The 12,998-nt window shown below is 69.2% G+C and carries 11 protein-coding genes; 2 read left to right on the top strand and 9 right to left on the bottom strand.

Features of this window, described 5'->3' with window-relative positions:
• Window positions 1-17: 17 nt before the first annotated feature.
• The 6 genes from argB to AWC25_RS26375 all read right to left on the bottom strand — a co-directional run bounded on the left by argB (window position 18) and on the right by AWC25_RS26375 (window position 5,783).
• Window positions 18-908: an acetylglutamate kinase gene (gene argB, locus AWC25_RS03785; protein WP_069400364.1), complete on the bottom strand. Its 891-nt coding sequence runs from the start codon at window positions 906-908 to the stop codon at window positions 18-20.
• The gene (argJ, locus tag AWC25_RS03790; RefSeq protein WP_085166375.1) at window positions 905-2,134 is read right to left on the bottom strand and encodes a bifunctional glutamate N-acetyltransferase/amino-acid acetyltransferase ArgJ; all 1,230 of its coding nucleotides are present in this window, start codon (window positions 2,132-2,134) and stop codon (window positions 905-907) included. Before argJ ends, argB begins: the two co-directional genes overlap by 4 nt.
• Before the next feature lie 5 nt (window positions 2,135-2,139).
• On the bottom strand, window positions 2,140-3,183 hold the full coding sequence (argC, locus tag AWC25_RS03795; protein WP_085166371.1) for an N-acetyl-gamma-glutamyl-phosphate reductase: 1,044 nt from the start codon (window positions 3,181-3,183) through the stop codon (window positions 2,140-2,142).
• Between the two features lie 122 nt (window positions 3,184-3,305).
• Window positions 3,306-3,974: a response regulator transcription factor gene (locus tag AWC25_RS03800; protein ID WP_069400366.1), complete on the bottom strand. Its 669-nt coding sequence runs from the start codon at window positions 3,972-3,974 to the stop codon at window positions 3,306-3,308.
• A complete protein-coding gene (locus AWC25_RS03805) occupies window positions 3,971-5,446 on the bottom strand; it encodes a sensor histidine kinase (protein WP_211281015.1) in 1,476 nt (491 codons plus the stop codon). The genes AWC25_RS03800 and AWC25_RS03805 overlap by 4 nt, the downstream gene beginning before the upstream one ends.
• Window positions 5,436-5,783, bottom strand: a complete 348-nt coding sequence (locus AWC25_RS26375; RefSeq protein WP_069400367.1) for a hypothetical protein — start codon at window positions 5,781-5,783, stop codon at window positions 5,436-5,438. The genes AWC25_RS03805 and AWC25_RS26375 overlap by 11 nt, the downstream gene beginning before the upstream one ends.
• Window positions 5,784-5,961: 178 nt before the next feature.
• Here AWC25_RS26375 and AWC25_RS03815 point away from each other — a divergent pair, with 178 nt between their 5' ends.
• Window positions 5,962-7,476, top strand: a complete 1,515-nt coding sequence (locus AWC25_RS03815) for an SLC13 family permease (protein ID WP_158089721.1) — start codon at window positions 5,962-5,964, stop codon at window positions 7,474-7,476.
• 31 nt (window positions 7,477-7,507) lie between these two features.
• Window positions 7,508-8,779, top strand: coding sequence for a glycerate kinase (locus tag AWC25_RS03820; protein ID WP_069400368.1), 1,272 nt, complete (start codon window positions 7,508-7,510; stop codon window positions 8,777-8,779).
• Window positions 8,780-8,819: 40 nt separating this feature from the next.
• On the opposite strand, the gene pheT is transcribed toward AWC25_RS03820, so the two are convergent.
• From pheT to AWC25_RS03835, 3 genes are all read right to left on the bottom strand, one after another.
• On the bottom strand, window positions 8,820-11,336 hold the full coding sequence (gene pheT, locus AWC25_RS03825; protein WP_069400369.1) for a phenylalanine--tRNA ligase subunit beta: 2,517 nt from the start codon (window positions 11,334-11,336) through the stop codon (window positions 8,820-8,822).
• Window positions 11,336-12,379 carry a phenylalanine--tRNA ligase subunit alpha gene (pheS, locus tag AWC25_RS03830; RefSeq protein ID WP_085166372.1) on the bottom strand — a complete coding sequence of 348 codons (1,044 nt, stop codon included), beginning with the start codon at window positions 12,377-12,379 and terminating at the stop codon, window positions 11,336-11,338. Before pheS ends, pheT begins: the two co-directional genes overlap by 1 nt.
• 169 nt (window positions 12,380-12,548) lie before the next feature.
• The coding region (locus AWC25_RS03835) for an integrase core domain-containing protein (protein WP_142278678.1) at window positions 12,549-12,998 on the bottom strand (450 nt) is incomplete at its 5' end.

The following is a 12,998-nucleotide window of genomic DNA, read 5'->3' on the forward strand; positions in this document are numbered from 1 at the left end:
CGCGGTGGCGGGCGCGCTCACGCGGGCACCACCTTGGTGCCGGTGCCCGCGTTGGTGAACAGCTCCACCAGCACGCAGTGCTCGACCCGGCCGTCGATGACGTGGGCGCTGGGCACGCCCCCCGAGACGGCGCGCAGACACGCCTCGATTTTGGGAATCATCCCCGCCTCCAAAGTCGGTAGCAGTTGCGCCAGCGTGGCGGTGTCGATTTCGCTGACCAGGGAGTCGCGGTCCGGCCAGCTGGTGTAGAGGCCCTCCACATCGGTGAGCATCAACAGCTTTTCGGCACCGAGCGCTTCGGCCAGCGCGGCCGCGGCGGTGTCGGCGTTGATGTTGTGCACCACGCCCTCGGCGTCCGGCGCGAGTGTGGACACCACCGGGATGCGCCGTGCCGCAATCAAATCCAGCACCGCGGCGGCGTTGACCTTGTCGACATCGCCGACCAGGCCGATGTCGGTGACCACGCCGTCGACCGTGACGCTGCGCCGCACCGCGGTGAACAGCTGCGCGTCCTCACCGGTGATGCCGACGGCGTAGGGCCCGTACGCGTTGATCATGTTGACCAGCTCGCGGCCCACCTGGCCGAACAGCACCATCCGCGCGACGTCGAGCACCTCCGGTGTGGTGACCCGGAATCCGCCCTTGAAGCCGCCCTTGTCGATGCCGAGACGGCGCAGCATGGCGGTGATCTGGGGGCCGCCGCCGTGCACGACGACGGGATGAATTCCGCAGTTGCGCAGGAAGGCCATGTCGGCGGCGAACGCTCGGCGCAGGGACTCGTCGGTCATCGCGTTGCCGCCGTACTTGACGACAACGATCCGCCCGTGCAGCTGCTGAAGCCACGGCAGCGCTTCGGCCAGCACCTGGGCCTTGACCTGGGTGGGTAGTTCACCGGTGTTGGTCGTCATGTGCTGTAGGCCGAGTTCTCTTCGACGTAGGCATGTGACAGATCGGTGGTCCGGATGGTGGCCCGGCCATCGCCCAGGCCCAGGTCGACGTCGACCGCGATGTCGGGGCCCGACAGGTCCACCTCGCGCGAATTCGGCGTGCCGGTGCCGTTGGTGAACACGACGAACCCGTTGAAAGACACCGTGATTCGATCGGGATCGACGAACACCCGGGGGGCGAGCCCGACGGCCGCCACCACCCGGCCCCAGTTGGGATCCGAGCCGAACATCGCCGTCTTGACCAGGCTGTCGCGGGCGATCGCGCGGGCGGCCAGTTCCGCGTCGGGCTCCGAGCGGGCCCCGGTCACGGTGACCGTCACCCGTTTGGTGACGCCCTCGGCGTCGGCCTGCAACTGCAGGCACAGGTCGTCGCAGACGCGCAGCACCGCGTCGTCGAGCTCGTCCTGCGGCGGCGCGATGCCGCTCGCGCCGGAGGCCAGCAGCAGCACCGTGTCGTTGGTGGAACAACAGCCGTCGATGTCGAGCCGATCGAAGGTGCGGGCGGACGCGCGGCGCAGCGCGGCGTCCAGCGCGGCCGCGTCGGCGACGGCGTCGGTGGTCAGCACACACAGCATGGTGGCCAGCGAGGGCGCCATCATGCCCGCACCCTTGGCCATGCCGCCGACGGTCCAGTTGTTCTGGTGATGCAGCGCAACCTGTTTGGGCACCGTGTCGGTGGTCATGATGGCCTCGGCGGCCTCATCGCCGCCGGACAGGCCGCCGTGCATCTCGTGCACTACCTGGGTGACCCCGGGGAGCACCTTGTCCATCGGCAACCGGTCGCCGATCAGGCCGGTGGAACAGACCGCGACCTCGATGGCCCCGGTCTCGGTGCCCCAATCCGACAACGCGGCGGCGACCGCCTCGGCGGTCGCGTGGGTGTCCTGGAAGCCGCCCGGCCCGGTGCACGCATTTGCCCCACCGGAGTTGAGGATCACCGCGCGCAACTGGCCGGTGGTGAGCACCTGTTGGCTCCACAGCACGGGCGCGGCCTTCACCTGGTTGCGGGTGAACACACCGGCGGCCGCGTAGTCCGGTCCCTCGTTGAACACCAGTGCAAGGTCGCGGCGGCCGGACTTCTTGAGGCCGGCGGCGATACCGGCGGCGCGGAAACCGGCCGCCGCGGTGACCCCCTGCGTGCGCACCAGCCGGGTCCCGGAAGCCGCCGATTCGCTGGCAGGGACCAGATTCGTCACGGCGCCACCCCGACCACCGAAAGGCCGTCCGTCTCGGACCAACCCAGCGCCAGGTTCATCGACTGCACCGCCGCGCCACCGGTGCCCTTGGTGAGGTTGTCGATCGCGGCGATCGCGACGAACGTCGCGGCGTCCTCGTCCACCGCGACGGCGATCTGTGCGGCGTTACTGCCGATGACGGACCCGGTGCGGGGCAACTGCCTTGCCGGCAGCAGGTGGATGAATGGCTCTGCGTCGTAAGCCTTTTCGTATGCCGAGCGCAGCTGCGACAGCGGCGCCCGGGTGGGGGCGGTGCAGGTGGCCAGGATGCCGCGGGAGGTCGGGATCAGGACCGGGGTGAACGACACCGTGACGTCCCGGCCGGTGACCGCCCGCAGTCCCTGGGCGATCTCCGGGGTGTGCCGGTGGGCGCCGGCGATGTTGTAGGCCCGGGCCGAGCCGATCACCTCGGAGCCGAGCAGGTCAGTCTTGGCCGCGCGGCCCGCGCCGGAGGTGCCGCTGACGGCGACGACGGTGACGGCGGGCTCGACCAGGTCCTCGGCCACGGCGGGCAGCAGGGCCAGCAGCGCCGCGGTCGGGTAACAGCCCGGCACCGCGATGCGGCGGGCGCCGCGTAGCCGATCCCGGGCGCCCGGCAACTCCGGCAGGCCATAGGGCCAGCTGCCGGCGTGCGGGGACCCGTAGAACCGCTCCCACGCCGCGGGATCGGTGAGCCGGAAGTCGGCCCCGCAGTCGACGATCAGCGTCTCGGGGCCCAGTTGTTCTGCCAACGCCGCGGAATGTCCATGCGGCAAACCCAAAAACACGACATCGTGGCCGCCCAGTACATCCGGCTCGGTGGGCTCGACCACCCGGGCGGCCAGCGGCGCCAGGTGCGGATGGTGCTCGCCGAGAGTGCTGCCGGCGCTCGCCGCGGCGGTTACCGCTCCGATCGTGAGGCGGCCGTCGGCGTATGCCGGATGTCCCAACAACAGGCGCAGGATCTCCCCGCCCGCATAGCCGGTGGCACCGGCCACCGCCACCCGAATTCCGTCGGCCATTTCAGCAATTCTGCATGGTTATGCAGTCGATTGCAAATCCATGCTGCCTGGTGTCAGGCCCGCAGTTCGGCGCCGACGGCCGCGGCGGCGCGGCGGCAAAACCGTTGTGATGCACGTCGGCATCAGCCGGTGCACAGTCGGTAGCCCATCCCGCGGACAGTTTGAATCCGGTCCGCTCCGAGTTTGCGCCGCAGGTAACGGACGTAGACATCGGCGATGTTAGAGCCGGGGTCGAAATCGAATCCCCAAACGTGTGATAGCAGCTGTTCGCGGGAGAGCACCTGGTCCGGGTGTCGGAAGAACAGCTCGGCGAGCAGGAACTCCCGGGCGGTCAGGTCGATTGCGGTGTTTCCCAGATAGGCCCGCCGGGTGCGCAGATCAAGACGAAGGTCCCCGGCGATGAGGACGTTCGCTTCCGCCGGTGTGGCGCTTTCGGTGCGCAACCGCAGCCGCACTCGCGCAAGCAGCTCCTCGAACTCAAACGGCTTGGTGATGTAGTCGTCTGCGCCGCTGCTGAGTCCTGCTACCGTGTCCGGCACGCTGTCCCGGGCGGTCAAGATCACCACCGGCAGGGTGGACCGCGCTTCGCGAATGCGACGCAGCACGGTGAACCCGTTTGCCAGGGGTAAGCCGATGTCCAGCAGTAGCAGGTCGTAGTCTCCGTGAACCGCGCGGATGTAGGCGGACTCGCCATCGCCGACCGTGGTGGTGACGAAGCCGTTGCTGCGCAGTCCGCGCTCCAGGAAGGAAGCGATGCGTTCTTCGTCCTCGGCGATCAGGATGCGGTTCACTGGCTTATCCTCCTCGGTTCGTGATCGATTACCGCCGGTGCGGCGGGTGGCAGTTCCAGCACGAAGGTGGCCCCGCGGCTCTGGCCGTCGGTCAGCCGGACGTCGCCGCCGTGCGCGCGGGCGATCGACTCGACGATGGCAAGCCCGAGTCCGGAGCCCTCGGTGCGGCGCTGGTCGTTACCGCGGGCGAAGCGCTCGAATATCCGGCTGCGCTCGGCTTGCGGGACGCCGGTGCCAGCATCGGAGACCCACAACTGGGTACCGTCGTGTGCAGCTCGTGCTCCGACCGCGATCCGGTCACCGTTCTGTGTATGCCGGACGGCGTTGGCGACGAGCTGCATCAGCGCTTGGGTCAGTCGTTGGCCGTCGGCGACGATCACTGCGTCTGCCACCTCGTCGACCCGCCATTGGCGATCGGCCAGGGGGCGTGCCTTGGCCACCACGTCGACCACCAGGTCGGTCAGGTTCACCGGGCCAACAGTGAGGAAGTCCGGGCGTGCGCTTTTGGCCAGCAGCAGCAAATCGTCGACGAACCGGTTCATTCGCTGCAGCTCGTCAAGCACCAGCGCGGTGGTCTCGGCGCGTTGCGCCGGGTCATCGCCCATCAGCTCCAGATGTCCGCGGATGACGGTGATCGGCGTACGTAGTTCGTGCGCGGCGTCGTCGAGAAACTCGCGCTGCGCGATGAACGCTGTCTCCAGTCGGTCGAGCATGTGGTTGAAGGTGCGGGCCAGCTGAGCCACGTCGTCATTGCCGACCACATCGATGCGGTCTTTCAGGTCGGATTCGCTGATGCCCTCGGCGGTGGCCCGTACCAGTCGGATCGGCCCCAGCACTTGCCCGGCAACCAGCCAGCACGCCACCGCTGCCATCAACAGGGCAGCCGCGGCCACGGCGGCGATCGCAGTGACCGCACGGTTGAGCGGCCGGGCCAATACGTCGCGAAACTCCAGCATCACCAGCGAGGCCCGCGGCGGTGAGTCACCGACCCGCACCGGCAGCACCGCGTAGCGGACCCTTCCGGCACTGCTGTTCGCCCAGCCATGGATAGGTTGCCTGGCGTTCGCCGCCATCGCCACGAATGCCTGGTCGATGTCCATCCGGGCCGGGGGGACACCGGGGCTGCGGCGCTGCGGAACACCGTCGACCATGGTGAAGAACTCCTCCGAGGCGCCGTCCGGCAAGTTGCGCCGCAACCAGGCCGTCAGCAGATCCTCCGGGCGAGGATAACGGGCCGACTCAGACGTCGCGAACGAGTGGAACTTGAAAGCCTCGTGGGTCAGTTCGTCATCGACCATCGCGTCCGCGCGGGCCGACAACACCTGCCAGGCGGCGATGACCAGCACGGTCAGCGCCAGCGCCAGCACACCTACCGTCCAACCGATGATCTTGACTCGCGCGCTGACCACCAACCGGTGGCTAATCATTGCGGCCAGACCCGCCAGACGTGGTCGCACCTGATCAGCCGCCATGTTCGTGTTCGCCGTGGTCGCCGATGTCAAGATCGTCGTCCGGTTCGTGGTCAGTGTCATCGTCGTGCCCGGCGCCCAGCGGTGGCCTGGGTGAGATTTGCAGGGCCCCGCCGCCGGGCGCCGGCGTCTTGCTGCTCGGCGGCGGGAGTAGTGACGGTCGCTCGGCAGGGACCGGAACCGGTGTGGCCGTGGGTGCACTCGCCGGGCCGCCAGCGGGAATGATCACCACACCGCCCAGCTCCGGTGCCGACCGCCGGACGAGCCAGCCCGGCAAGGCCATCGCTGCGACCAGGCCGACGACGGCGATGGCCAGGCAAATCGCCCGCGAGGTACGCATGCTCACCAGTCTGTGATCCTCGGCGAAGACTCAGATTGACAGAAGATGAGAAAGTTCTCATCTTCGCATCGCATCCCGGAAAAGCCCACCGGGATCGATCGCATCACGAGTACCCGGATGAGACGTCTCTCATGTACGGCTCATATCTGGCTCACGGCGGCTCGAGATGGTTGGAGATATGACCACGCTCACCGTCTCCACTCTCGGCGCCTTCACATCGCCACGGATCGGGTCGACACTGCGTGCTCTGGCCGTCGCCATACCGGCCGCGCTGCCACTGCAGCGCATCGGGTCGACGCTGCGTGCGGCCGCGGTCATCGCGGCCGGCGCGGGTGTGTGGTCGGTGACAGCAACCTGGCCGAGCCGGCCGCACACCGTAACCGTCGTGGTGGCCCTGGTGACGGCCGCCTGGCTCGTCACTCGGCTTGACAATACGTTAGTCGCGCTCGCTGCCGCCGCGGCGCTTATCGGCACCGGCAGCGTCTCGACCGAAGAACTGCTCGGCACCCTCAGCGGCCCCACGATCTGGTTCCTGATCGGCTCGTGTGTGATCGCGGCCGGGGTGTCGGCATCCGGGCTCGCCGAGCGCACCGCCGTGCAGCTCATCGGCGGTTCACGATCGGTGCGCGGCCTGGCCCACCGGACAACACTGGCGCTCACGCTCACCGCCTTCGCCATACCCTCGACCGGCGGTCGGGCCGCCCTGTCCATCCCCGTCTTCCGGATGGTGGGCCGATCGCTTTCCAGCCGCCGCCTGCAGGTCGCATTGTCTTTGCTGTTCCCCGCCGTGATCTTGCTGTCGGCGTTCGCCTCCATTCTCGGCGCGGGAGCCCACCTCATCACCGCCCACCTCATCACCGCCGCCACCGGGGTGAAGATTTCATTCCTGGAGTGGATTGCCCTCGGGGCGCCGGTCGCAATCGTCACCTCGCATCTTGCCGCCGAGGTGATCCTGGTCGGGTTCTTGAGCAAAAAGGATCGGCGACACCCCGTCCGGGCCGTCGCCAAGGCCGTCCGAACACAACACCTCATGGCGCACGGGTCGAGCTTGACCAGCCGCGAACGGCGGGCGGCGGCCACGGTGGCGGTGATCACGGGCCTTTGGCTCACCGAGCCACTGCACGCACTCAACCCGGCACTGGTCGCGATTGCCGGCGCCGCCGTCATGATGCTGCCCACGGTGGGTGCAACTACCCCGCGACGGGCCTTGGCGGCCGTGCCCTGGCGGCTGCTGCTGTTGCTGACGTGCACCATGACGTTCAGCAACGCCCTCATCGGATCGGGTGCCGCCGGCCGGATCGCGACCGGCGCGCTAGCAACCCTGTCCGGCACGGGTCCCATGGTCACGCTGCTGGTGGTGGTGATCGTCTCGGCGGCAGCGCATCTCGCCCTGCATTCGCGCTCAGCGCGCTCAACGGTACTTATCCCTATGGTCCTGGTGACCGCGACCGCCGCCGGGCTCAACCCGGTCGCCGCCGCCCTGGCCTCGACCGCCGCCGCGGGCTTCTGCCTGACCCACATCTCCTCGGCCAAACCGGTAGCGATGTTCTCGCGCGTCGAGGACGTCGCCACCTTCGACCGCCACACCCTGCTCACCTTCGCCGCGCTGCTCGCCCCCCTGATGGTTGGAGCGACCCTGCTCGCCGCTGGCTGGCTATGGCCGTTGCTCGGCATCCCCCTCACTACGCAATAAGCCACATCCCGCCCCACCAAGGAGTACTCCCATGAACGCCACCCGCCCGCTGAACGTCGTCATCGCGCCAAGCGGCTTCAAAGAGTCGCTCGACGCCGACGCCGTCGCCCGCGCGATTGCCGACGGAGTGCGGCGCGTCATCCCATCCGCCCACACCCACTGCCTCCCGCTGGTCGACGGAGGCGAAGGCACAGCGGCCGCCATGGCCGCAGCCACCGGCGGCAAGCTGGTACCGGTCAGCGTCACCGGACCCGTCGGCGAGCCCGTGGCCAGCCACTTCGCTGTGCTGGGCGACGGCACCACCGCGGTCGTCGAGACGGCGGCCGCAGCAGGACTTCGGCTCGTCCCCAGGGGTCAGCGCAACCCGCTGCACACCACCACCCGCGGGGTAGGCGAGCTGATCACCGCCGCCCTCGACCGCGGCTACCGTCGAATACTCGTCGGCTGTGGCGACTCAGGCACCTCCGACGGCGGCGCCGGAGCGCTCACGGCACTCGGTGCAAGGCTGCTCGACGATCAGGGCTGCCAATTGGCCGACGGGGCGCGGCATCTGCGCCGACTGGCCCGCATCGACATGTCCGGCCTCGATGACCGTCTTGCCGACACCAAACTCTGCGTCGTGTGCAACCCCACCAACGTATTGACCGGTCCCCACGGCGTCGCCCGCGTGTTCGCACCACAAAAGGGCGCTACACCCGTGCAGGTGGACGAGCTCGCCAAGGCCTTGGAACGCTGGGTCGAGGTGCTGGAAGCTGACGTGCCCGGCGCGTCCGGACACAGCCTGCGCCACGCTCCCGGCACCGGTGCCTCCGGCGGCCTCGGCGCCGGGCTGGCGGCCATAGGCGCCATCCTCATTCCCCGCTTTGAGCTGCTACTTAAGCGGGTCGACCTCGATGGAGCCATCCGGGAGGCCGACCTGGTGATCACCGCAGAAGGAGCCACCGACAGTCAGACGCCGCACGGCAAGGTTCCTGCCGAAGTCGCCCAGCGTGCCAAACGGTGGGGCAAACCCGTGCTCGCACTCACCGGCACCGTCGGTGCGCGCACGTCCTCGCTCCGGGCGGTCGGTATCGACGCCATCCAATGCATCCTGCCGGCGCCAGTCACTCTCGAAGAAGCATGCGCCCGCGGGGCGGAGTTCCTCACCGACAGCACCGAGCGAGCGCTGCATACCGTGCTCCTCGGCATGCGACTGGCCCAGATGCGCACCACCCAGAACACATCCAACAAATACGCCTATCCCTATCCACTGAATGGCGACGTTCCAGACTTCGCCGACGTTGACTATCGGCGGTTGATGTAGGTCACGCCCACGGCATGGCGCCTGCTCTGAAATGCGATGTTTAGGCCCGCAGTTCGGCGCCGACGGCCGCGGCGGCGCGGCGGACCGCCGCGTCGCGGGCAGCGCTGGCGTCGTCCTCGGTCAACGTGCGGTCCGGCGCCCGGAACCGCAGCGCGAACGTCAGCGACTTGCGCCCCTCGCCGATCTGCGGGCCGGTGAAAACGTCGAACAGTTGCAGGTCCTCCAGCAACTCGCCGGCACCCGCGCGGACGGCGTCCGCCACCGCCTGCGCCGGCACCTGGGCGGCCACCACCAGGCTGAGATCCTGAAACACGGCCGGAAACGGCGACACCCGGGGCGCGGGCAGGGACAGGGTGACGGGCAGCGCGTCGAGGTTGAGTTCCAAAGCGCAGGTACCCCGCGGCAGCCCGGCCCGCTCGATGACGGCGGGATGCAGCTGGCCCGCATGACCGACCACGGTCTGGCCGACCAGCACCTCGGCGCACCTGCCGGGATGCCACGGCAGGTGCTGCGCCGCCCGCAGCGAGACGTCGATGCCGCCGGCGCGCGCGATGGTCCGCACCGCCTCCAGGGCGTCGGCGGCGTCGACCGCCCGGCCCGGGCCCCACGGTCCGCGCGGTTCGCGCAACCCGGCGAGCACCGCCGCGACGTGTTGCGGCTGACGGGGCAGCGACGCGTCGAGGGTTGCGATCTCGGCATCGGTCGGGCGCCGGTCGACGGGAATCAGCTCGATGCCGCGGGTGTGCGCGGTCGGCTGCACCACCTGGGCGATCGCATACAGCGCCGCATTGACCAGACCGCGAGACACGTTGCGGCTCAACGCTTCCAGTAAACCGGGCAGCAGGGTGCTGGCAAGCTCCGGGCGATCGGCGTCCAGCGGGTTGAGCACCCGGGTGGTGGTGCGCCGCGGGTCCTCGGCGGGCAACCCCCACAGGTCGAACACGCCGGCGGGCAGAAACGGCGTGGGCAGGATCTCGACGAATCCGGACTGGGCCAGCGCCTTGCCGATGGCCCGGCGGCGCTTCTGCACCGCCGTCAGACCCCGGCCCGCGGGCGCCTGCGGCAGCACCGACGGTACGATCTCCAGCCCCTCCAGTCGCAGCACCTCTTCGACGAGATCGGCCGGCTGCAGCAAGTCGGGCCGCCAGCTGGGCGGCGTCACCGTCAGCACGTCACCGGATGTGTCGACGGCGGCACCGATCTGGGCCAGGCGGCGGGCCGCGGTCCCCGGCGGGTAGCTCACCCCGGCAACGCGGTCCGGCAAATCGATGGCGATGGTGATCGGCGCTCCGGCCCAGTCGTCGGCTGCGGTGCCGACCGGCGGATCGCCGCGCCAATCGGTCAGGGTCGGCGACACCGTTCCCCCGGCGATGTCGGCCAACAACGCGGCACAGCGGTCCAGCGCGGCCACCGAGATGGCCGGGTCGACGGAGCGTTCGTAGCGGCGGGCGGCCTCGCTGGGCAGGTGCAGGCGGCGCTGCGTGCGCGACACCGCGGCCGGATCCCAGACCGCCGCCTCCAGCAGCACGTCGGTCGAATCGGCGCGCACCTCGGTGCTGGCCGCGCCCATCACGCCGCCGATCGCGGTCGTCGCGACGTCGTCGACGATCAGTACATCCGCCGGATCGAGTTTGCGCTCAACATCATCGAGCGTGACGACAGTCTCGCCGGGCCGTGCACACCGCACGGCGAAACCGCCGGTGATCCGGTTGCGGTCGTGGGCGTGCATGGGGTGGCCCAGTTCCAGCATCACGTAATTCGTCGCGTCGACCGCCGGGGAGGTGGCGCGGATGCCGGCCAGCAGCAGGCGACGCTGCAGCCACCACGGCGACACCGCGGCCGGGTCGATCCCGGTGACCGGGCGCAGCGCGAAACGGCGGACACCGGTCTCGGCCTGCACGGTCAGCGGCCAGGCCTCGCCGTCGGCCGGCAGCGGCTTCACCACGGCCTCGGAGGCCGGGTCGACGAAGTCCAGGTCGTAGGCGCAGGCGAGTTCGCGCGCCACCCCGCGCACCGACATGCAGTAACCCCGGTCCGGGGTGATGGCGAGGTCGAAGACCACGTCGTCGAGGCCGAGCACCTCGGCCGCGGCGGCGCCCGGTTCGGCCGTGCCGGGCGGCAGCACCAAAATACCGGAATGGTCGGCGCCCAAACCCAATTCGGCCGCCGAGCAGATCATGCCGTCGGAGGTGCGGCCGTAGGTCTTGCGGGTGGTGATCACAAAATCACCGGGCAAGGTGGTCCCCGGTAGCGCCACCACCACCAGGTCACCGACGGTGAAATTGGTTGCACCGCAAACAATCTCGCGATCTGCGTCGGCGCCGACAGCCACCAGGCAGGCACGGATGGGCTTCTTGAATCCGGCGAGTTCCTCGATGGCGGTGACCCGCCCTACGGTCAGCGGGCCGTCGACCGGTCCGAGCCCGACGACGTCCTCCACCTCGTGCCCGATGCGCACCAGCGTCTGTTCGACCTCGTCCGGGCCGGGATCCCATGCCGGTGCCCCGAGGGCCCCGGCATTCAAGACTTCGCGTAACCAGCTGTACGGGATTCGCATTACAGGCCCACCCCGAACGGCAGCGAGAAGCGGATGTCACCCTCGACCATGTCACGCATGTCGGGGATGCCGTTGCGGAATTGCAGGGTGCGTTCCAGGCCCATCCCGAACGCGAAGCCGGAATAGACCTCGGGGTCAATCCCCGCGGCGCGCAACACGTTTGGATGGACCATGCCGCAGCCGCCCCACTCCACCCAGCCCGCGCCGCCCTTCTTGCCGACGAACCACACGTCGACCTCGGCGGACGGCTCGGTGAACGGGAAGAAATGCGGCCGGATGCGGGTGCGGGCCTCGGGGCCGAACTCCGCGCGTGCAAAGGCATCCAGCGTGCCGCGCAGGTGCGCCATGGACAGGCCGCGGTCCACCGCCAGCCCCTCGACCTGATGGAACACCGGGGTGTGGGTGGCGTCGAGTTCGTCGGTGCGGAAGGTGCGGCCGATCGAGATGATGTAGATCGGCAGCTCGCGTTCCAGCAGGGTGCGCACCTGTACCGGTGAGGTGTGGGTGCGCAGCAACTGCCGGGAATCCTCCGGCGCGATGTAGAAGGTGTCCTGCTCGCTGCGCGCGGGATGGTCGGGCGGGAAGTTGAGCGCGTCGAAGTTGAACTGCTCGGCCTCGACCTCCGGACCGTCGGCCAGCTCCCACCCCATCGCGATGAACGTATCCGCGACATGCTCGGCCAGGATCGTGATCGGGTGCCGGGCACCGAGCGGCTGCCGAGTGGACGGCAGCGTGACGTCGATGCTCTCGGCGACCAGCACCGCCGCGTCGCGCTCGGCTCGCAGCTCCGCCAGCCGCTCGTCATAGCAGCGCTGCACGTCGCCGCGGGCCGTGTTGACCCGCTTGCCCGCGTCGGAGCGTTCCGCCTTAGGCAGCGCGCCCAGGGCCTGCCGGGCCAGCGCCACCGGCGAGCGGTCGCCCAGGTGCTCGGTCTTGACCAGGGCCAGCGCATCGAGGGTTTCGGCACGGCGGATCGCCTCCCGGGCGGCGCTGACCGCTTCGGCCAATGCTTCCGGCGACAGGTCGACGGGTTGCTCACCCACGCGGCGACACTCTCCCTTACTGACGAGGCTGTACGGGCTGCCCGCAGGGCCGGTGGGTCCGCTCTGACAACCCGGCGCGGGTCGAGAGCCGATCATATGTGACCCGGCGGTGGCCGCTGGGCGCGCAGTTGCCTTCGGCGCGCTCGGGGCGCGCGGGTAAGAGTGGTTGCTAGCTGTATGAGGCCATGACATTGGTGACGCCGGTGGCGAGTCGTGATGCTGGTGGCTGGCCTGCGGCGGCAGAGTGTGGTCGATGGTAGTTGAAGTGGATGTTCCAGACTTTGAGTGCTTCGGCGCGTTGGGTTTCTGAGGTCCATGTCCTGGCGTAGAGGAACTCTTCGGCCAGGATGCGGTTGTAGCGCTCGACTTTGCCGTTGTGGCGCGGGGTGTAGGGCGTGATGAATTGGTGGCGTGCGCCGTGGAGCACGTGGGCGAAGTCTTTGGCCCGGTAGCAGGCGCCGTTGTCGGTGACGATCCGCTGGATGCGGTCGATGCCATGGACGGCGAACCATACCTGGGCGCGGTGCATGAATCCGATTGCGGTGACGGCTTTTTCGTTGTCAAGGGCTTCGGTGTAGGACAGTCGGGAGAACCCGTCGACGGCCGAATGCAGGTACAC

It is taken from the genome of Mycobacterium sherrisii (genome assembly GCF_002102355.1).
GTDB classification, from domain to species: Bacteria; Actinomycetota; Actinomycetes; order Mycobacteriales; family Mycobacteriaceae; genus Mycobacterium; species Mycobacterium sherrisii.